Genomic DNA, 19,068 nt, shown 5'->3' with positions numbered 1-19,068 from the left:
TCCTTATTTGTTTGTTTTAGTTGGAAGGACTTCTCCACGATATACCCACACTTTGACACCTAACTTACCATACGTAGTGTCTGCTTCTGCTGTGCCATAATCGATATCAGCACGTAGCGTGTGTAGTGGTACGGTCCCTTCGCTGTAGTGTTCCGCACGAGCGATGTCTGCGCCGCCAAGACGTCCGGATACTTGTGTTTTAATTCCTTTTGCACCTGCACGCATAGCACGTTGAATTGCTTGCTTCTGTGCACGACGGAATGAAATACGGTTTTCTAATTGACGCGCAATATTTTCAGCAACTAATGTTGCATCAAGATCTACTTTTTTAATTTCTACGATATTAATGTGAACTCGCTTGCCAGTTAAACTGTTCAAAGCTTTGCGTAGTGATTCTACTTCGGAACCGCCTTTACCGATAACCATACCTGGTTTTCCAGTGTGAATCGTAATGTTCACTCGATTTGCTGCACGTTCAATATCAATCGAGGAAACAGCAGCTATCTTCAAGCGGTTTTCCAGATATTCTCTAATCTTAATGTCTTCATGTAATAAGTCTGCATAGTCCTTGCCAGCATACCATTTCGACTCCCAGTCTTTAATGATGCCGACACGAAGACCGGTTGGATTTACTTTTTGACCCACTGACTAACCCTCCTTCTTTTCTGTTACCACTACTGTAATATGGCTTGTGCGTTTGTTAATTCTGCTTGCACGACCTTGTGCACGTGGACGGAAACGTTTCAAAGTAACGCCTTCGTTTACATAAGCTTCCGAAACAACCAGATTATCTGTGTCCATTTCATAATTGTGCTCTGCGTTTGCAATTGCAGAGTTTAACACTTTTTCTACGACTGGAGAAGCACCGCGCTGTGTATGGCGTAAAATCGCAATTGCTTCACCCACATTTTTTCCTCGAATCAGATCAACGACTAAACGTACTTTACGAGGAGCAATACGAACCGATTTTGCAACGGCTTTAGCTTGCATGTTGTGTGCCTCCTCTCCTATTAGCGTTTTGTTTTCTTATCATCGCCACTATGCCCTTTAAAGGTACGTGTTGGCGCAAATTCTCCTAATTTATGACCGACCATATCTTCTGTAACATAGACAGGTACATGCTTGCGTCCGTCATATACCGCTATGGTATGACCTACAAAATTAGGGAAAATAGTTGAACGACGTGACCAGGTTTTAATTACCTGCTTTTTATCACTTTCGTTTAGTACTTCGACTTTTTTCATCAGATGGTCATCTGCAAAAGGTCCTTTTTTCAAACTGCGACCCATGGATAAACCTCCTTTCGCATTGGAGAGACGGGCTTATTTCCCCGCCACTGTTTTTGGTTATTTTTTACGTTTACGAACGATATATTTATCAGATGGCTTGTTACGTTGACGTGTCTTGTAACCAAGTGTTGGTTTACCCCAAGGTGACATTGGTGACTTACGGCCGATTGGCGCGCGTCCTTCACCACCACCGTGTGGGTGATCATTCGGGTTCATAACAGATCCGCGGACAGTTGGACGAATGCCTAACCAACGAGAGCGTCCAGCTTTACCTACACGGATAAGTTCATGTTCAATATTACCTACTTGACCTACTGTTGCACGGCAAGTTGATAGAATCAAACGAACTTCACCAGAAGCTAAACGGACTAGAGTATACTTTCCATCACGACCGAGAACCTGTGCTTCTGCACCAGCTGAGCGTGCAAGTTGTCCTCCGCGTCCAGGCTTCAACTCGATGTTGTGAATAACTGTACCTACAGGAATGTTTACTAAAGGCAATGCATTACCTAATTTAATATCTGCATCTGCTCCAGAAACAATTTCCTGACCTACTTTCAAGCCTTTTGGAGCTATAATATAACGCTTTTCTCCGTCAGCATAGTTAATTAAAGCAATGTTTGCTGAACGGTTTGGATCATATTCAATAGTAGCAACGCGTCCAGGTATACCATCTTTATCCCGTTTGAAATCGATGATACGGTATTGACGCTTGTGACCGCCACCTTGATGACGAACAGTTAATTTCCCTTGATGGTTACGACCACCACGTTTGTGCAGTGGAGCTAAAAGGGATTTTTCAGGCGTATCTGTAGTGATTTCTGCAAAATCAGATACGGACATATTACGTCTACCGTTGGACGTTGGTCTGAATTTTTTAATCGCCATCTTTATTTCCCTCCTTCACGAACTTTTTATTTATGCTTCAAAGAAATCTAATTCTTTACTGTCTTCCGAAAGCTGAACAACAGCTTTTTTGCGGTCTGAACGGTATCCACCGTAACGACCCATACGCTTAAACTTTCCTTTTACATTCATGGTGTTCACTTTTACCACTTTCACTCCAAATACTTGTTCAACAGCATCTTTTATTTCTGTTTTATTCGCTTTAGGAGTTACTTCAAAAGTATATTTTTTTTCTGCCATTAAATCAGCTGAATGTTCTGTAATGACAGGGCGCTTTATAATATCACGTGGATCTTTCATTATGCAAGCACCTCCCCTGCTTTTTCAGCTGCCTCTTTTGTTAAGATCAGCTTGTCATGGCCAAGCAAGTCTAATACATTCATCTCTTCCACTGTTAAAACTGTTACAGTTGGAAGGTTATTCATAGAACGAACAACGTTCTCTTCTTTTTCAGCCACTACGATTAATGCTTTTGTGTCTACATTTAATGCTGTTAACATTTTAACTGCTTCCTTCGTTTTAGGCTCATCAAAACTGAGACTTTCTAAAACAACAAGGTTATTTTCTTTTGTCTTTGAAGAAAGTGCAGATTTAAGTGCTAAACGACGTACTTTCTTTGGTAATTTATAGCTGTAGCTACGTGGTGTTGGGCCAAATACGGTACCTCCGCCAACCCATTGCGGGGAACGAATAGAACCTTGACGTGCACGACCAGTTCCTTTTTGACGCCATGGTTTACGACCACCGCCACGTACTTCAGAACGGTTTTTCACCGCATGCGTACCTTGACGCATAGATGCACGTTGCATGACTACTGCTTCATGTAATACATGCGTATTTGGTTCGATGCCAAATACGGAATCATTTAATTCCAACTCACCAGCTTGAGCTCCATCTTGTTTTAGTAGTGCTACTTTAGGCATGACATATCCTCCCTTCGTCTGTGTGATTAGTTAGCCTTGATTGCACTCGTGATTTTTACGAATGATTTCTTTGCACCTGGAACGTTACCTTTTACTAGTAGTAAATTGCGCTCTTCGTCTACTTTCACTACTTCAAGGTTTTGAATAGTTACTTGCTCTCCACCCATACGACCTGGAAGTGGTCTTCCTTTGAATACACGCATTGGGTCGACTGCACCTAGCGAACCCGGACCTCTGTGATAGTGGGAACCGTGAGTTTCCGGACCACGTTGTTGATTGTGGCGTTTAATGGAACCTTGGAATCCTTTCCCTTTTGTAGTTCCTGTTACATCAATTTTATCGCCAGCTGCGAATACATTCACACTAACTTCTTGACCAACTTCATATTCGTCAAGCTTCGCGTTACGGATTTCACGAACGTAGCGCTTAGGGGTTGTGTTTGCTTTTTCAGCATGACCTTTTTCCGCTTTATTCGTACGTGATTCCTTTACGTCAACAACACCAAGCTGGATTGCTTCGTAACCATCATTTTCTAATGTTCTCTTTTGTAATACGACGTTTGGCTCAGCCTCAATTACAGTTACAGGCATCAATTCTCCTGTTTCAGAGAAAAGCTGAGTCATGCCGATTTTACGACCTAAGATTCCTTTCGTCATCCGTTACACCTCCTATTTAAAACTCTCATTATAGTTTGATTTCAATATCTACACCAGATGGTAAGTCTAAACGCATTAGTGAATCTACAGTCTGTGGTGTAGGACTAACAATATCGATTAAACGTTTATGTGTACGCATCTCGAATTGCTCGCGTGAATCCTTGTATTTATGAACCGCACGCAATACTGTGTATACTGATTTTTCAGTAGGTAGCGGGATTGGACCCGATACATTAGCACCAGAGCGTTTCGCGGTCTCGACAATTTTCTCAGCTGATTGATCTAAAATACGGTGATCATAAGCTTTCAAACGGATTCTAATCTTTTCTTTTGCCATTATTTTCCCTCCTTTATTCGCCCATTTTGGAATAGACATACTCTGCAGAAATTTCTTGACCACTCGCCATGGCAAAGGGGCCGGGTGTGCCAACAACCTTCTGCTTCATCGCCTTGAACGGCCAACATTCTCATTATATAGAATGCCGTTCATATATGCAACCCTTTTTTACTAATAGTGATTGCACATCTATATATTATACGTACTTCCCTATATGATTTCAAGGGTTTATACAAATTTATTAACTAGGATAGACAAAAAATTTCGGAGTCAACCTTTAAATGAAGCGAAACTTCAATTTAGTGAGGGGGTTCTTTCTTCCCCGACTGGTCGTTAGTACCAAAAAGCTGTGAATTAAAGGTATCAGTACGAATCGGAGTTTTGGTATCGTTGTCTATTCACTTAGACCTTTCGTGTATTACCCTCAACTATAATGCGTGAGTCTTACTGTTCTTACATTTAGGATACAAACAATTAAACTTATTAAACACAATTTTAATAGAAAGATAATCATACTGACTATCCATCTCAAGCTATGCAGATATCAATTCTAATCTACGCTGCCATAAATGAATGGATTCGGAACAAAGGCTCAAGCGCCCGTTTAGCAACGTAGCGAATGGAACGAATCAACTGAGATAAAGGAATCACGGTGAGGCGACGAACCGATGATGACGTATCGTAGGGCGCATTTCTAATGTCGCCTAGTTGCTGGGCTCATGCGCCGGACGTGGCTATTCGTTTATTTCGTTATCCCAAGCATCTCATTTTATATTTTCTTATCTTATAAGAAAAACTTGGCTTGTCGCCAAGTCTAATGGAGGAAGCCTTTGTTTTTCTTATACTATAAACCAAAAAAACCTTATACTTTCCTATAGTGTAAAAAAACACAGGTTACGTCGTCACGCAACCTGTGCTTTATCATCTTTTTTCTTATTCAACGATTTCTGTAACAACGCCAGAACCTACTGTACGTCCGCCTTCGCGAATAGAGAAACGAGTTCCGTCTTCAATTGCGATTGGGGAAATAAGTTCTACTGTCATTTCTACGTTATCGCCAGGCATTACCATTTCTGTTCCTTCTGGAAGTTGGATAACACCAGTTACGTCCGTTGTACGGAAGTAAAACTGTGGGCGATAGTTTGCAAAGAATGGAGTGTGACGTCCACCTTCTTCTTTAGATAGTACATACACTTCTGATTTGAATTTTGTATGTGGAGTGATTGAACCAGGCTTAGCCAATACTTGACCACGGTTGATATCTTCACGAGCCACACCACGAAGTAGTGCACCAATGTTGTCACCAGCTTCAGCATAGTCAAGAAGCTTACGGAACATTTCTACTCCTGTTACAGTCGTTTTTTGAGCTGCTTCGTTCAAACCGATGATTTCAACTTCGTCACCAACGCGAACTTCTCCACGCTCAACACGACCAGTTGCAACTGTACCACGACCTGTAATAGAGAACACGTCCTCTACAGGCATCATGAATGGCTTGTCTTTATCACGCTCTGGAGTTGGAATGTACTCATCAACAGCGTTCATTAGCTCAACGATTTTTTCTTCGTATTCTGGTACTCCTTCAATTGCTTTCAAAGCAGAACCAGCAATTACTGGAACATCATCGCCTGGGAAGTCATATTCAGTTAATAGATCACGTACTTCCATTTCAACTAGTTCAAGTAGTTCTTCGTCATCTACCATATCCACTTTGTTTAGGAATACTACAATAGAAGGTACTCCAACGTTACGAGATAGTAGAATGTGCTCACGAGTTTGTGGCATTGGACCATCAGCAGCAGATACAACAAGAATTGCTCCGTCCATTTGTGCAGCACCAGTGATCATGTTTTTAACATAGTCTGCGTGACCTGGGCAGTCAACGTGCGCATAGTGACGAGTATCTGTTTCGTATTCTACGTGAGAAGTTGCGATAGTAATTCCACGCTCTTTTTCTTCTGGTGCGTTGTCGATTTGGTCATAAGCCATTTGCGTACCTTTACCAGATTTTTTATGCATTACAATTGTAATTGCAGCAGTTAACGTAGTTTTACCGTGGTCAACGTGTCCAATTGTACCAACGTTTACGTGACTTTTCGAGCGATCGAACTTTTCTTTAGCCATTTATAGTTCCTCCTTTAAGTAAATGAAAAAGTTTATTTTAAATTTTATAGTTAGCAAGAAACAATGGATCATCATCACTTCTTAGCCTTTAATACAAGTTATACTTTAGATTTATGAAAAAATCAATTATTCGCCAGCATTTTTCTTAATAATTTCTTCTGCAATACTCTTTGGTACTTCTTCATAATGATCGAAGTACATAGTGAAGGTACCGCGACCTTGTGTGTTAGAACGTAATGCTGTAGCATAACCAAACATTTCAGAAAGCGGGACAAATCCCTTTACAACTTGTGCAGGACCACGAGCGTCCATACCTTCTACACGTCCACGACGAGAAGTTATGTCACCCATAATATCTCCCATATATTCTTCTGGAATAACAATTTCAACTTTAGCAATTGGTTCAAGAAGAACTGGGTTACATTTATTTTTCGCAGCTTTTAGCGCCATGGATGCCGCTACTTTAAATGCCATCTCGTTGGAGTCAACATCGTGATAGCTTCCATCGTATAACGTCGCTTTAATATCAATTAGTGGATAGCCAGCCAATACCCCATTTTCCATTGCTTCTTCAATACCAGCTTGAATAGATGGAATGTATTCGCGTGGTACAACCCCACCAACAATATTATTGACGAATTCAAAGCCTGCTCCTTCTTCATTTGGTTCAAACTTAATCCAAACGTGCCCATATTGTCCGCGTCCACCAGATTGACGAACAAACTTTCCTTCTACTTCAGCAGCGGAACGGAATGTTTCTCGATAAGCAACCTGTGGCGCACCAACGTTTGCTTCTACTTTGAATTCACGCTTTAAGCGGTCAACGATAACGTCTAAATGAAGCTCACCCATACCAGAAATAATCGTTTGACCAGTCTCTTCGTTTGTTTCTGTTTTAAATGTTGGATCCTCTTCAGCTAATTTACCTAAAGCAATCCCCATTTTATCTTGGTCTGCCTTTGTTTTTGGTTCAATTGCAACCCCAATTACCGGTTCTGGGAAGTCCATGGACTCAAGAATAACCAGATTCTTTTCATCACAAAGTGTATCACCAGTAGTTGTATCTTTCAAACCAACAGCAGCAGCAATTTCTCCAGAATATACGGTTGAAATTTCTTGTCTCGAATTCGCATGCATTTGTAGGATACGTCCAATACGCTCACGCTTATCTTTCACAGAGTTTTTCACATAAGAACCTGAATTTAAAGTTCCTGAATAAACTCGGAAGAAAGTAAGTTTACCAACGTATGGATCTGTCATTACTTTAAATGCTAATGCAGAAAATGGTGCATCATCCGTAGATGGGCGAGTAACTTTTTCTTCTGTTCCAGGAATAATCCCTTCAATATCAGCAACATCCGTAGGTGCTGGAAGGTAGTCAATAACCCCATCAAGCATTAATTGTACACCCTTGTTTTTGAAAGCTGATCCACAAAATACAGGGTAGAATTCAACATCTAATGTAGCTTTACGAATAGCGGCTTTCAGCTCATCTTTTGTGATTTCTTCACCTTCAAGGTACTTCATCATCAAATCTTCATCAAGTTCAGCAACAGCTTCAATCAAGCTATTACGCCACTCTTCAGCTTTGTCTTTTAATTCAGCAGGAATTTCACGAGTTTCAGCATGTGTACCAAGATCATCTTCATAGAAGTATGCTTGCATGTCAATGAGATCGATTATTCCTTCAAATTTATCCTCTGCACCTATCGGAAGCTGAACCGGATGTGCGTTCGCACCTAGACGGTCTTTTAATGTTTTTGTAGCGTAAAGGAAATCTGCACCGACTTTATCCATCTTGTTAATAAAAACAATACGCGGAACACCATAAGTTGTTGCTTGACGCCATACTGTTTCGGTTTGTGGTTCTACACCTGATTGTGCATCAAGAACGGTTACTGCTCCGTCCAAGACACGTAATGAACGTTCAACTTCAACGGTGAAGTCTACGTGTCCAGGTGTATCAATAATGTTAATTCGATGGTTTTTCCACTGAGCGGTTGTTGCGGCGGAAGTAATCGTGATTCCTCGCTCCTGTTCCTGCTCCATCCAGTCCATCTGTGAAGCACCTTCATGCGTTTCACCAATCTTATGAATACGTCCTGTATAGAAAAGAATACGCTCGGTAGTAGTGGTTTTACCTGCATCAATGTGTGCCATAATACCAATATTTCGCGTCTTTTCCAAGGAGAACTCTCTAGCCATGTATTCTTCTCCTTTCTAGCTTGAATTTAATTTGTTTTACCAGCGGTAATGTGCAAATGCTTTGTTAGCTTCTGCCATTTTATGCATTTCTTCACGTCGTTTTACAGAAGCACCTGTATTGTTAGAAGCATCTAGAATTTCATTAGCAAGACGTTCTTCCATTGTTTTTTCCCCGCGTAAACGAGAGTAGTTAACGATATAACGTAACCCTAACGCCTGACGACGTTCTGGACGTACTTCCATTGGTACTTGGTAGTTGGAACCACCAACACGGCGAGCGCGTACTTCAAGGACTGGCATAACGTTTTTCATAGCTTGCTCAAATACTTCCATTGCGTTTTGTCCGCTTCTTTCAGCAACCAATTCAAATGCTTTGTAAAGAATTTTTTGTGCTTTTCCTCTTTTTCCGTCAACCATAATCTGATTGATTAAACGAGTCACTAATTTTGAGTTGTAAAGTGGATCTGGTAAGACATCGCGTTTAGGTACTGGGCCTTTACGTGGCATATGTCCTTCCTCCTTTCTTCTTATAGGTTAATTTATTATCTGCTTACTTTTTCGGTTTTTTTGTACCGTATTTAGAACGGCCTTGTTGACGACCTTCTACTCCAGCTGTATCCAAAGCTCCACGTACAATGTGATAACGGACACCCGGCAAGTCTTTTACACGACCACCACGAAGCAGTACAACACTATGCTCCTGAAGATTATGACCAATTCCAGGAATGTATGCTGTTACTTCCATGTTGTTAGATAAGCGGACACGAGCATATTTACGAAGTGCTGAGTTCGGTTTCTTAGGAGTTAATGTTCCCACACGTGTACATACGCCACGTTTTTGCGGAGAATTTAGGTCTGTAAATTTCTTCTTAAAGCTGTTGTACCCCTTATTAAGAGCTGGTGAATCAGACTTTTTTGGTTTGCTCACACGTCCTTTGCGGACTAATTGATTAATTGTTGGCATGATATGTTTCCTCCCTTCTATGGTTTATATCACTAATTCAGCCTCGAATTTGTAAACCCACACATCCAGGTGGTTCATCTTTTGGTAAAAAACAACGTTTTAACGAGAAATCGTCAAAACTATCCTTGTTTTATTCCAACAGTTGCTGCGCCAACCTCGATGCCACATGCTGCTCCCAATTTCTTTTTGGAATCGACATGATGACAAGGGATGTTCAGTTCTTCGGCTAAATGTGCAACTTTTTGTGTCATATGTTGATCAGCATCAACAGCAATAAACACTTCACTTATATCGCCATCTTTCATGGCTTTAAGCGTTTGTTTTGTTCCGATAACTACACGTGATTTCACTTGCATTACTTTTTCATAAGACATCTCATATCCTCCAAAGCACCAAGTATAATCGGAAGCACCTTGAATATTCTACCACTCACTTTTTTTAATGTCAACATGATTTACATATTTTTTACGCTTCCGTTTTAATGTCTGCTCTACTCGTATGGGAACTGGTGAGTCTCCCAACTCTTTTAGAAGGGAGACTGTTAAACCAGTTATTGAACGGTTTCTGTTTCTTCCATTGCTTCTGTTGTAATTGGTTCATCCGTTGCCGCCTTAATCCGACGGTAACGTTGCATTCCTGTTCCCGCAGGTACAAGCTTACCGATGATTACATTCTCTTTCAAACCAAGAAGTTCATCGCGTTTTCCTTTAATAGCAGCATCGGTCAGCACTCTCGTTGTTTCTTGGAAAGAAGCAGCCGATAAGAAGGAATCTGTCTCAAGGGATGCCTTGGTAATACCAAGTAACACAGGCTTTCCAATTGCTGGTTGTTGACCTTCTTGAAGCACTTTATGATTTGCATCACGGAACTGGTGCAATTCTAATAAAGAGCCTGGGAGAACGTCAGTATCTCCGGAATCAATTACGCGAATCTTACGAAGCATTTGACGAACCATCACTTCTACGTGTTTATCGCCAATTTCAACCCCTTGCATACGGTATACGCGTTGAACCTCACGCAATAAATAATTTTGCACGCCTTCTACACCTTGGACACGTAACAAATCCTTTGGATCAATGGAGCCTTCTGTCAATTCTTGACCAGCAATAACCTCGTCGCCGACAGCTACCTTCATGCGAGCATTGTAAGGAACAGCGTAAGAGCGTTGTTCGACTTCACCTTGTACGACAACTTCTTGCTTATCTTTTACTTCTTTAATTTCTTGAACAGTACCATATATTTCACTGATGACTGCTTGCCCTTTTGGATTACGTGCTTCAAACAGTTCCTGAATACGTGGAAGACCCTGGGTAATATCATCACCAGCAACCCCACCAGTGTGGAAGGTACGCATTGTTAACTGCGTTCCCGGCTCTCCAATGGATTGAGCTGCAATAATTCCTACCGCTTCCCCAACCTCTACATCGGCGCCTGTTGCAAGATTTCTTCCGTAGCATTTTTGGCAAACGCCATGTTTTGTATTACAAGTAAAGGCACTTCGTATGGTGACTTCTTCGATACCTGAATTCGTAATTTGTTTTGCTTGATCTTCGGTAATAAGCTCATCTGCTTTTACGATAACTTCGTTTGTTTCAGGATGCTTTACATCATAGAAGGCCGTACGACCGATTAATCGATCCACTAATGGTTCAATTAGCTCCGTACCATCTTGTAATGCTGTTACAGTTAACCCGCGATCGGTTCCGCAATCTGCTTCGCGTACAATAACATCTTGCGCCACATCAACAAGACGACGTGTTAGGTAACCTGAGTCAGCTGTTTTCAACGCTGTATCAGCAAGACCTTTACGAGCACCGTGCGTAGAAATAAAGTACTCTAATACCGTTAAGCCTTCACGGAAGCTTGATTTAATCGGCAGTTCAATAATTTTACCAGCCGGGTTAGCCATTAAACCACGCATTCCAGCAAGCTGCGTAAAGTTTGATGCGTTACCACGAGCACCAGAATCACTCATCATATAAATTGGGTTTCTGTTACTTAAGGACAGCATCAGCTTATCCTGAATGGTATCTTTGGCTTGCGACCAAATTGCGATAACACGGTCATATCGCTCATCTTCCGTAATTAAACCGCGACGGAATTGTTTCAATACGTTGTCTACTTTCTGCTGTGCTTCATCAAGAATCGCTTCTTTTTCTTTTAAAACCACAATATCGGAAACACCGACTGTCATACCCGCTTTCGTCGAATAGCTAAAACCAAGATCCTTCATTCTATCAAGCATTTTAGATGTTTCACTGATTTTAAATCGTTTAAAGACTTCAGCAATAATATCTCCTAAAAAGCCTTTTTTAAATGGTTTCACCAAATCAAGCGACTTAATCAATTCAGGGATATTTGTACCCTTTTCCACAAAATATTTTTCAGGTGTACGATGTTCCAAGTTCTCTTTCGTTGGTTCGTTTATATACGGGAAGGAATCGGATAGAATCTCATTAAAGATTAACTTCCCAACCGTCGTAATGAGCAATTGTGATTTTTGCTTTTCTGTAAATGTCTTGTTATTTAATCCAGACGCATGAACAGCGACACGTGTATGCAAATGCACGTATCCGTTTTGATATGCCATAATCGCTTCATTAACGCCTGTAAAGACAGATCCTTCGCCGATAGCATTCTCCCGTTCAAGCGTGAGATAATAGTTTCCTAATACCATATCCTGTGATGGAGTTACAACCGGCTTCCCATCTTTTGGATTCAAAATGTTTTGTGCTGCAAGCATCAGAATACGCGCTTCTGCTTGAGCCTCTGCTGATAACGGTACGTGTACAGCCATTTGGTCTCCATCAAAGTCCGCGTTATATGCCGTACAAACTAATGGGTGCAAACGGATAGCACGACCTTCTACAAGTGTTGGCTCAAACGCTTGAATACCGAGTCTGTGTAGTGTCGGTGCACGGTTAAGCAATACAGGGTGCTCTTTAATAACTTCTTCAAGAACATCCCATACCTCCGGATGAACCCGTTCAATTTTCCGTTTTGCAGACTTAATATTATGCGCAATTCCTTTTGATACTAACTCTCTCATAATAAATGGCTTAAATAATTCTAGTGCCATTTCTTTCGGAAGCCCACATTGATACATCTTCAGGTGTGGTCCAACTACGATAACAGAACGACCAGAATAGTCTACACGTTTACCTAACAGGTTTTGACGGAAACGTCCTTGCTTTCCTTTCAACATATGAGATAAGGATTTTAGCGGACGATTACCTGGTCCTGTTACTGGACGTCCACGACGACCATTATCAATAAGTGCATCTACGGCTTCTTGAAGCATACGCTTTTCGTTTTGAACAATAATGCTCGGTGCTCCAAGATCTAATAAACGCTTCAACCGATTGTTTCGGTTAATAACACGACGATATAAATCATTTAAATCAGAAGTGGCAAAGCGACCGCCATCTAACTGCACCATTGGACGAATTTCAGGTGGAATGACTGGCAATACATCTAAAACCATCCAAGAAGTTTCATTTCCGGAATGGCGAAATGCCTCTAGCACTTCTAATCGTTTGATGGCACGTGTTCTGCGTTGTCCTTGTGCTGTTTTTAGTTCTTCTTTTAAAATGCCTACTTCTTTATCAAGGTCAATATCCTGAAGCAGTTTACGAATGGCTTCTGCTCCCATTTGTGCTTTAAACGACTTACCGTATTTATCGTAATATGCACGGTATTCTTTTTCCGATAGGAGTTGTTTTTTCTCTAATGGTGTATCGCCAGCTTCCGTTACAATATAAGCAGCAAAATAGATTACTTCTTCCAAAGCACGAGGAGACATGTCTAAAACAAGCCCCATGCGACTTGGAATACCTTTAAAGTACCAGATGTGCGATACAGGCGCAGCTAGCTCAATATGACCCATCCGTTCGCGACGTACTTTAGCTTTTGTAACCTCCACACCACATCGATCACAGACAACTCCCTTATAGCGCACTCGTTTATATTTTCCGCAATGGCATTCCCAATCTTTTTGCGGACCAAAAATCCGCTCACAAAACAGTCCGTCTTTTTCCGGCTTTAATGTGCGGTAATTAATCGTTTCTGGTTTTTTTACCTCACCATATGACCAAGAGCGAATTTTTTCTGGTGAAGCTAAACCGATTTTCATATACTCAAAGTTATTTACATCTAGCAAGGGGTCAACCTCCCTCTTAGTGTCCGATTTTACCAAGCTACCAACGGCTACTTAAAGTAAATACAGCTACTGAACCAAATTTTTACCTCGATACGTCCCTGCAATGACAGCTGTGTTCTATGATAGTTGGAGGCTAGCTCTAGAAAAGTGGAGCTAACCCTAGCTATCTTAGCTTTCTTCAACTTCTATATTAAGCTTACTAGCTTGTTGTGTCTCTTCTTCTTCTAATTCTCTCATATCAATTTCTTCTTCTTCACTAGATAACATCTTGACATCCATACCAAGGCTTTGTAGTTCCTTGATTAGTACCTTGAAGGATTCAGGAACACCTGGTTCAGGTACATTATCCCCTTTGACGATGGATTCATATGTTTTCACACGTCCAACCACATCATCTGACTTAACGGTTAGAATTTCCTGTAATGTGTAAGCTGCACCATAAGCTTCTAGCGCCCAAACTTCCATTTCTCCAAATCGCTGACCACCAAATTGCGCTTTACCACCAAGCGGCTGTTGGGTAACAAGTGAGTATGGACCTGTAGAGCGAGCGTGTAATTTATCATCGACCATATGAGCAAGCTTAATCATGTACATTACACCGACTGATACTCGATTATCAAACGGTTCTCCTGATCTTCCATCATAAAGAATTGTTTTCGCATCTCGAGGCATACCTGCTTCTTCTAGCGTCTCCCATACATCGTCTTCTGTAGCTCCATCAAATACTGGTGTTGCTACATGAATACCTAATGCGCGAGCAGCCATACCTAAGTGCAACTCAAACACCTGTCCGATATTCATACGTGATGGCACCCCTAGTGGGTTTAACATAATATCAATTGGCGTTCCATCAGGCAAGAATGGCATATCCTCTTCAGGGAGAATTTTAGAAATTACACCTTTGTTTCCGTGACGCCCTGCCATTTTATCGCCTTCATGAATTTTACGTTTCTGTACAATGTACACCCGTACAAGCTCATTTACGCCTGGAGGAAGCTCATCTCCGTCTTCCCGGTTAAAGATTTTAACATCAAGTACAATACCACCTGCACCGTGCGGAACACGTAATGATGTATCTCGGACTTCACGAGCTTTTTCTCCAAAAATAGCGTGCAATAAGCGTTCTTCCGCAGACAACTCTGTTACACCTTTTGGAGTAACTTTTCCAACAAGTATATCTCCATCCGTCACTTCAGCACCAATGCGAATAATTCCATATTCATTCAGGTTTTTCAATGCATCTTCCCCAACGTTAGGGATATCTCGAGTAATTTCTTCAGGTCCTAATTTCGTATCACGTGCTTCTGATTCATATTCTTCAATATGAATAGAAGTATAAACATCGTCTTTAACAAGTCGTTCGCTCATGATAATAGCGTCCTCATAGTTATAACCTTCCCAAGTCATAAAACCAACGAGAACATTACGACCTAACGCCAATTCTCCATCTTCCATGGAAGGACCGTCTGCAAGGATTTCTCCTTTTATTACCCGATCTCCTTCGCTTACAATTGGGCGTTGATTATAACAAGTTCCTTGGTTGGAACGGATATATTTCTGAAGTTTATAATGGTCGAGATCGCCTTTTACTTCACGTCCATCTACAACAGACGTTCTGCGTACAAAAATTTGCTTTGCTTCAACGCGTTCTACAATTCCTTCATGACGGCAAATAACCGCAGCACCAGAGTCCTTCCCATTTACATACTCCATTCCTGTACCTACAATTGGAGCCTCTGGCTTCATTAATGGGACGGCTTGACGTTGCATGTTTGCACCCATTAGCGCACGGTTGGAGTCATCATTCTCAAGGAAAGGGATACATGCTGTCGCCGCAGATACAACTTGCTTCGGCGATACGTCCATATAATCAATTTTTTCTCGTGCAACGATGGTGTTTTCTCCGCGAAAACGCGCAATAACCTCTTCATCCGCAAAATGACCGTCTTCTGTTAATTTTGCGTTTGCCTGAGCTACCACATAGTTGTCCTCTTCATCAGCTGTTAAATAATCGATTTGCGCTGTCACTTTACCGGTCTCTGGATCAACACGGCGATATGGTGTTTCAATAAAACCAAACTTATTCACTTTCGCAAAACTGGAAAGCGAGTTGATTAATCCAATATTTGGTCCCTCTGGAGTCTCAATTGGACACATACGACCATAATGCGAGTAGTGAACGTCTCGAACTTCAAAGCCTGCACGTTCTCGTGTTAAACCACCTGGCCCTAATGCTGATAAACGTCGCTTATGCGTTAATTCTGCCAAAGGATTGGTTTGATCCATAAACTGTGACAACTGAGAGCTTCCAAAGAATTCTTTGATGGAAGCAATTACGGGACGAATATTAATTAATTGCTGTGGCGTAATGCTTGAAGTGTCCTGAATGGACATTCTTTCACGTACCACACGCTCCATTCGCGATAGCCCGATGCGAAATTGGTTTTGTAATAGTTCTCCGACAGAGCGAAGCCTACGATTACCAAGATGGTCAATATCATCTGTTCCGCCTACTTGATGCAATAAATTAAAGAAATAGCTGATCGATGCTAAAATGTCAGCAGGCGTAATATTTTTTACACTTGCATCAACACCTGCATTGCCGATGACGTTCAACACCCGTTCCCCGCTTGGATCAGTAGGATCGACAATTTTGACGGTCTGCAGGATAATTGGTTCATCCAAAACGCCATCTTTTGGCTGTAATTCCTGTTGACCAAGTTTTTCTTCTTCGCGTTCTAAATATGGTATTAATTTGTCTAATAGTTTTCTTTCCAGCTTGTCACCTTTTTCAGCCAATACTTCACCAGTTTCCTGGTCAACAACAGTTTCAGCTAACACTTGGTTAAACAAACGATTTTTAATATGCAGCTTTTTATTCATTTTATAACGACCTACATGTGCCAGGTCATAACGCTTCGGATCAAAAAAGCGTGAGATTAATAAGCTTTTTGCATTCTCAACGGTAGGTGGCTCACCAGGACGTAAACGCTCGTAGATTTCCAGTAAGGCCTTTTCCGTTGTTTCTGTGTTATCTTTTTCGAGCGTGTTCTTCAGGTATTCATTATCGCCTATGAGCTCAATGATTTCCTGGTCACTGCCAAAACCAAGTGCTCGTAATAATACGGTGATTGGCAATTTACGTGTACGATCAATCCGGACATGGACAACATCCTTCGCATCTGTTTCAAATTCCAACCATGCTCCACGATTTGGAATAACAGTTGCAGCTACGCCTCGTTTACCATTTTTATCAATTTTGTCATTGTAATAAACACTTGGTGACCTTACAAGCTGAGATACAATAACACGTTCTGCTCCATTAATGATAAATGTCCCTGTATCTGTCATTAAAGGGAAATCACCCATGAATACTTCCTGTTCCTTTACTTCGCCGGTTTCATTATTAATTAAACGAACCTTAACACGAAGCGGAGCATTATAAGTAACATCCCGCTCTTTCGATTCATCTACAGGATATTTGGGCTCTCCTAAACTGTAATCAACAAATTCCAGTGATAAATTGCCGGTAAAGTCTTCAATTGGAGAAATGTCCTGAAACATTTCCCGTAGCCCCTCTTCTAAAAACCAATCATAAGAAGCGGTTTGGATTTCAATCAAATTCGGCAATTCTAGCACTTCGCTGATTCGTGCGTAGCTTCTGCGCTGGCGGTGCCGCCCATATTGAACTAGTTGTCCTGTCAACTGCTTCACCCCTTAAATCATCCATTTTTTCGTAGATTGTCATTCTACGCAAAATTTATTATAATAAGAAAAACCAGTTAAAGCAGATGTTCAAAAAAGTCCGTTTAAACGATAGATCGATTCTCTCGATTTCGCTCTTTTTTGAACACATACTTTAAAAGAAGCGAAAAAAGCCTCATTGGTTTTTCGAATATCAACCTTAATGGTATAAAGTAATACAAAACATACATAACAAACTTGCAATCAAGGATTACAAGTATCTATTTGCAGTAAAAACACTATGAAAAGACAGTGTTTGCGCTACACATATCAAACTCTGCATAGCTGCTTTTGTAACGATAGAAAACAGATAAAACTCGTATTTTACCATTGTTTCCCAACAATCATGAAATATACTTGGTGAATTCATCAATTATTCCCTTGACATAAAAAGCGCCATGTTAGCATTTTCCTATCTTACCATAAGACTTCCTCTCGGTCAAACTTTTACTGCTTGAAAAAGATAATACCCTTTTCGCTTAGCTACGGTATGAACTTGTTGAAATATTTCTTCTAACTTTTTCTTTGCTGAAGGGGCTCCTTGTTTTTTTTGGATCACCACCCATAATGCTCCGCCATGTTCTATTACCCGCTCTGCTTGTATAAACATTTCATGCACAACCTGCTTACCAGCACGTATAGGCGGATTCGTAACAACCGCAGCAAATGTCCGATTTTTAACAGCTGACAACTTATCACTCGGTATGCAAGTAATGTTTTCTACCGCGTTTTGCGCTGCATTTCGTTTTGCTAATTCAACCGCACGTTCATTAATATCGATCATAAAAATATGGCGTTCCTTATAGCGATCAGCTATTGTAATCCCAATTGGACCATAACCGCAACCAAGATCTAAAATATCACCTGCTACGTCTGGAGCTGTAAATTGTTCGATTAGAAAGCGGCTACCAAAATCCACTTCGTTTTTCGAGAAGACACCTATATCGCTCGTAAATGTAAATTTCTTACCGTTCGCGTTATATTGCCATGTTTTTGGTGAACTTATTGTTTGGGGTTTTTGTGAAAAGTAATGCTCACTCATTCCGGCACCTACTTTAATCGTATTGAAGGTTTTTATCAAACACTGCATAAATCCAACTTCAGTAAGTTGATAAAGCGAGACTTCAATCAGTAGAGAGATCTTTACATCCCGCTGATTGACAGCACCGCAAGGGTAAGACCTAAAGGCCTTTGAACGGAATCGACATTTGCCATGCAGTTGGAACCTATCCTTTTCCTCCTAGTTTTCACTTCAAAGATGAAAGAGTCAATCTAACTACTAGTTACATAAAGAATAACGATTCCGCACATTCCGACTGAGGTATATAGAAAGCTCGCCGCAATCAATACGACGAGCTCTTTTATTGACAAAAATTACTTAACTTCTACAGATGCTCCTGCTTCTTCTAACTTACCTTTAACTTCTTCAGCGTCTTCTTTTGACACGCCTTCTTTAACTGCTTTTGGTGCATTATCAACTAATTCTTTTGCGTCTTTAAGTCCAAGACCAGTAATTTCACGTACAGCTTTAACAACTTTAATTTTTGAAGCTCCTGCTTCTGTAAGCACTACATCAAATTCAGTTTTTTCTTCTGCTGCTTCACCGCCGCCAGCAGCACCAGCTACTGCTACAGGAGCTGCAGCTGTTACTCCAAATTCTTCTTCAATTGCTTTTACTAAATCATTTAGTTCTAATACAGACATTTCTTTAACTGCTTCAATGATTTGTTCTTTCGTCATGATTCATTTCCTCCTAAATAA

At 40.9% G+C, this 19,068-nt stretch carries 17 protein-coding genes; all 17 read right to left on the bottom strand.

The features are described from left to right. Window positions 1-3: 3 nt before the first annotated feature. The 17 genes from rpsC to rplL all read right to left on the bottom strand — a co-directional run bounded on the left by rpsC (window position 4) and on the right by rplL (window position 19,047). Complete coding sequence (gene rpsC / locus KBP50_RS00920; protein ID WP_050349632.1) at window positions 4-645, bottom strand: 30S ribosomal protein S3; 642 nt, start codon at window positions 643-645, stop codon at window positions 4-6. A gap of 3 nt (window positions 646-648) precedes the next feature. Then, entirely contained in the window at window positions 649-990 is a 342-nt protein-coding gene (rplV, locus tag KBP50_RS00915; protein ID WP_050349633.1) for a 50S ribosomal protein L22, read from the bottom strand. 20 nt (window positions 991-1,010) lie between these two features. Continuing rightward, window positions 1,011-1,289: a 30S ribosomal protein S19 gene (gene rpsS / locus KBP50_RS00910; RefSeq protein ID WP_050349634.1), complete on the bottom strand. Its 279-nt coding sequence runs from the start codon at window positions 1,287-1,289 to the stop codon at window positions 1,011-1,013. A 57-nt stretch (window positions 1,290-1,346) separates the two neighbouring features. Next, a complete protein-coding gene (rplB, locus tag KBP50_RS00905; RefSeq protein ID WP_050349635.1) occupies window positions 1,347-2,177 on the bottom strand; it encodes a 50S ribosomal protein L2 in 831 nt (276 codons plus the stop codon). 30 nt (window positions 2,178-2,207) lie between these two features. Next, window positions 2,208-2,495, bottom strand: coding sequence for a 50S ribosomal protein L23 (gene rplW / locus KBP50_RS00900; RefSeq protein ID WP_050349636.1), 288 nt, complete (start codon window positions 2,493-2,495; stop codon window positions 2,208-2,210). Beyond that, complete coding sequence (gene rplD / locus KBP50_RS00895) at window positions 2,495-3,118, bottom strand: 50S ribosomal protein L4 (protein WP_050349637.1); 624 nt, start codon at window positions 3,116-3,118, stop codon at window positions 2,495-2,497. The genes rplW and rplD overlap by 1 nt, the downstream gene beginning before the upstream one ends. Before the next feature lie 26 nt (window positions 3,119-3,144). Continuing rightward, window positions 3,145-3,774, bottom strand: a complete 630-nt coding sequence (gene rplC / locus KBP50_RS00890) for a 50S ribosomal protein L3 (protein WP_050349638.1) — start codon at window positions 3,772-3,774, stop codon at window positions 3,145-3,147. 28 nt (window positions 3,775-3,802) lie between these two features. Beyond that, complete coding sequence (gene rpsJ, locus KBP50_RS00885; protein WP_050349639.1) at window positions 3,803-4,111, bottom strand: 30S ribosomal protein S10; 309 nt, start codon at window positions 4,109-4,111, stop codon at window positions 3,803-3,805. Window positions 4,112-5,044: 933 nt separating this feature from the next. Then, window positions 5,045-6,235 carry an elongation factor Tu gene (tuf, locus tag KBP50_RS00880; RefSeq protein ID WP_050349640.1) on the bottom strand — a complete coding sequence of 397 codons (1,191 nt, stop codon included), beginning with the start codon at window positions 6,233-6,235 and terminating at the stop codon, window positions 5,045-5,047. Window positions 6,236-6,361: 126 nt separating this feature from the next. Next, window positions 6,362-8,440 (bottom strand): elongation factor G, encoded by a 2,079-nt coding sequence (gene fusA, locus KBP50_RS00875; protein ID WP_050349641.1) that lies wholly within the window; start codon window positions 8,438-8,440, stop codon window positions 6,362-6,364. Window positions 8,441-8,476: 36 nt separating this feature from the next. Continuing rightward, window positions 8,477-8,947: a 30S ribosomal protein S7 gene (rpsG, locus tag KBP50_RS00870; RefSeq protein WP_050349642.1), complete on the bottom strand. Its 471-nt coding sequence runs from the start codon at window positions 8,945-8,947 to the stop codon at window positions 8,477-8,479. A gap of 43 nt (window positions 8,948-8,990) precedes the next feature. Further along, complete coding sequence (gene rpsL / locus KBP50_RS00865; protein WP_050349643.1) at window positions 8,991-9,404, bottom strand: 30S ribosomal protein S12; 414 nt, start codon at window positions 9,402-9,404, stop codon at window positions 8,991-8,993. A 119-nt stretch (window positions 9,405-9,523) separates the two neighbouring features. After that, window positions 9,524-9,778, bottom strand: coding sequence for a 50S ribosomal protein L7ae-like protein (locus KBP50_RS00860; protein WP_050349644.1), 255 nt, complete (start codon window positions 9,776-9,778; stop codon window positions 9,524-9,526). A 176-nt stretch (window positions 9,779-9,954) separates the two neighbouring features. After that, window positions 9,955-13,563, bottom strand: coding sequence for a DNA-directed RNA polymerase subunit beta' (gene rpoC, locus KBP50_RS00855; RefSeq protein ID WP_050349645.1), 3,609 nt, complete (start codon window positions 13,561-13,563; stop codon window positions 9,955-9,957). Window positions 13,564-13,731: 168 nt separating this feature from the next. Next, a complete protein-coding gene (gene rpoB / locus KBP50_RS00850) occupies window positions 13,732-17,268 on the bottom strand; it encodes a DNA-directed RNA polymerase subunit beta (protein ID WP_050349646.1) in 3,537 nt (1,178 codons plus the stop codon). A gap of 478 nt (window positions 17,269-17,746) precedes the next feature. Beyond that, the gene (locus KBP50_RS00845) at window positions 17,747-18,349 is read right to left on the bottom strand and encodes a class I SAM-dependent methyltransferase (RefSeq protein WP_050349647.1); all 603 of its coding nucleotides are present in this window, start codon (window positions 18,347-18,349) and stop codon (window positions 17,747-17,749) included. A gap of 332 nt (window positions 18,350-18,681) precedes the next feature. Then, complete coding sequence (gene rplL / locus KBP50_RS00840; protein WP_050349648.1) at window positions 18,682-19,047, bottom strand: 50S ribosomal protein L7/L12; 366 nt, start codon at window positions 19,045-19,047, stop codon at window positions 18,682-18,684. Window positions 19,048-19,068 lie beyond the last annotated feature (21 nt).

The sequence above is a fragment of the Virgibacillus pantothenticus genome (genome assembly GCF_018075365.1).
GTDB lineage: Bacteria > Bacillota > Bacilli > Bacillales > Amphibacillaceae > Virgibacillus > Virgibacillus pantothenticus.
The sequence above is the reverse complement of the archived record's forward strand: the minus strand, read 5'-3'. Positions and strand labels throughout refer to the sequence as shown.

What these genes read in the sequence shown, in the direction of transcription:
- rpsS (WP_050349634.1), bottom strand. Translation starts at nt 1,289, where the DNA reads ATGGGTCGCAGTTTGAAAAAAGGACCTTTTGCAGATGACCATCTGATG.
- rplC (WP_050349638.1), bottom strand. Translation starts at nt 3,774, where the DNA reads ATGACGAAAGGAATCTTAGGTCGTAAAATCGGCATGACTCAGCTTTTC.
- rplB (WP_050349635.1), bottom strand. Translation starts at nt 2,177, where the DNA reads ATGGCGATTAAAAAATTCAGACCAACGTCCAACGGTAGACGTAATATG.
- rplD (WP_050349637.1), bottom strand. Translation starts at nt 3,118, where the DNA reads ATGCCTAAAGTAGCACTACTAAAACAAGATGGAGCTCAAGCTGGTGAG.
- rplL (WP_050349648.1), bottom strand. Translation starts at nt 19,047, where the DNA reads ATGACGAAAGAACAAATCATTGAAGCAGTTAAAGAAATGTCTGTATTA.
- rplW (WP_050349636.1), bottom strand. Translation starts at nt 2,495, where the DNA reads ATGAAAGATCCACGTGATATTATAAAGCGCCCTGTCATTACAGAACAT.
- rpsG (WP_050349642.1), bottom strand. Translation starts at nt 8,947, where the DNA reads ATGCCACGTAAAGGCCCAGTACCTAAACGCGATGTCTTACCAGATCCA.
- rpsL (WP_050349643.1), bottom strand. Translation starts at nt 9,404, where the DNA reads ATGCCAACAATTAATCAATTAGTCCGCAAAGGACGTGTGAGCAAACCA.
- fusA (WP_050349641.1), bottom strand. Translation starts at nt 8,440, where the DNA reads ATGGCTAGAGAGTTCTCCTTGGAAAAGACGCGAAATATTGGTATTATG.
- rplV (WP_050349633.1), bottom strand. Translation starts at nt 990, where the DNA reads ATGCAAGCTAAAGCCGTTGCAAAATCGGTTCGTATTGCTCCTCGTAAA.
- KBP50_RS00845 (WP_050349647.1), bottom strand. Translation starts at nt 18,349, where the DNA reads ATGAGTGAGCATTACTTTTCACAAAAACCCCAAACAATAAGTTCACCA.
- KBP50_RS00860 (WP_050349644.1), bottom strand. Translation starts at nt 9,778, where the DNA reads ATGTCTTATGAAAAAGTAATGCAAGTGAAATCACGTGTAGTTATCGGA.
- tuf (WP_050349640.1), bottom strand. Translation starts at nt 6,235, where the DNA reads ATGGCTAAAGAAAAGTTCGATCGCTCGAAAAGTCACGTAAACGTTGGT.
- rpsJ (WP_050349639.1), bottom strand. Translation starts at nt 4,111, where the DNA reads ATGGCAAAAGAAAAGATTAGAATCCGTTTGAAAGCTTATGATCACCGT.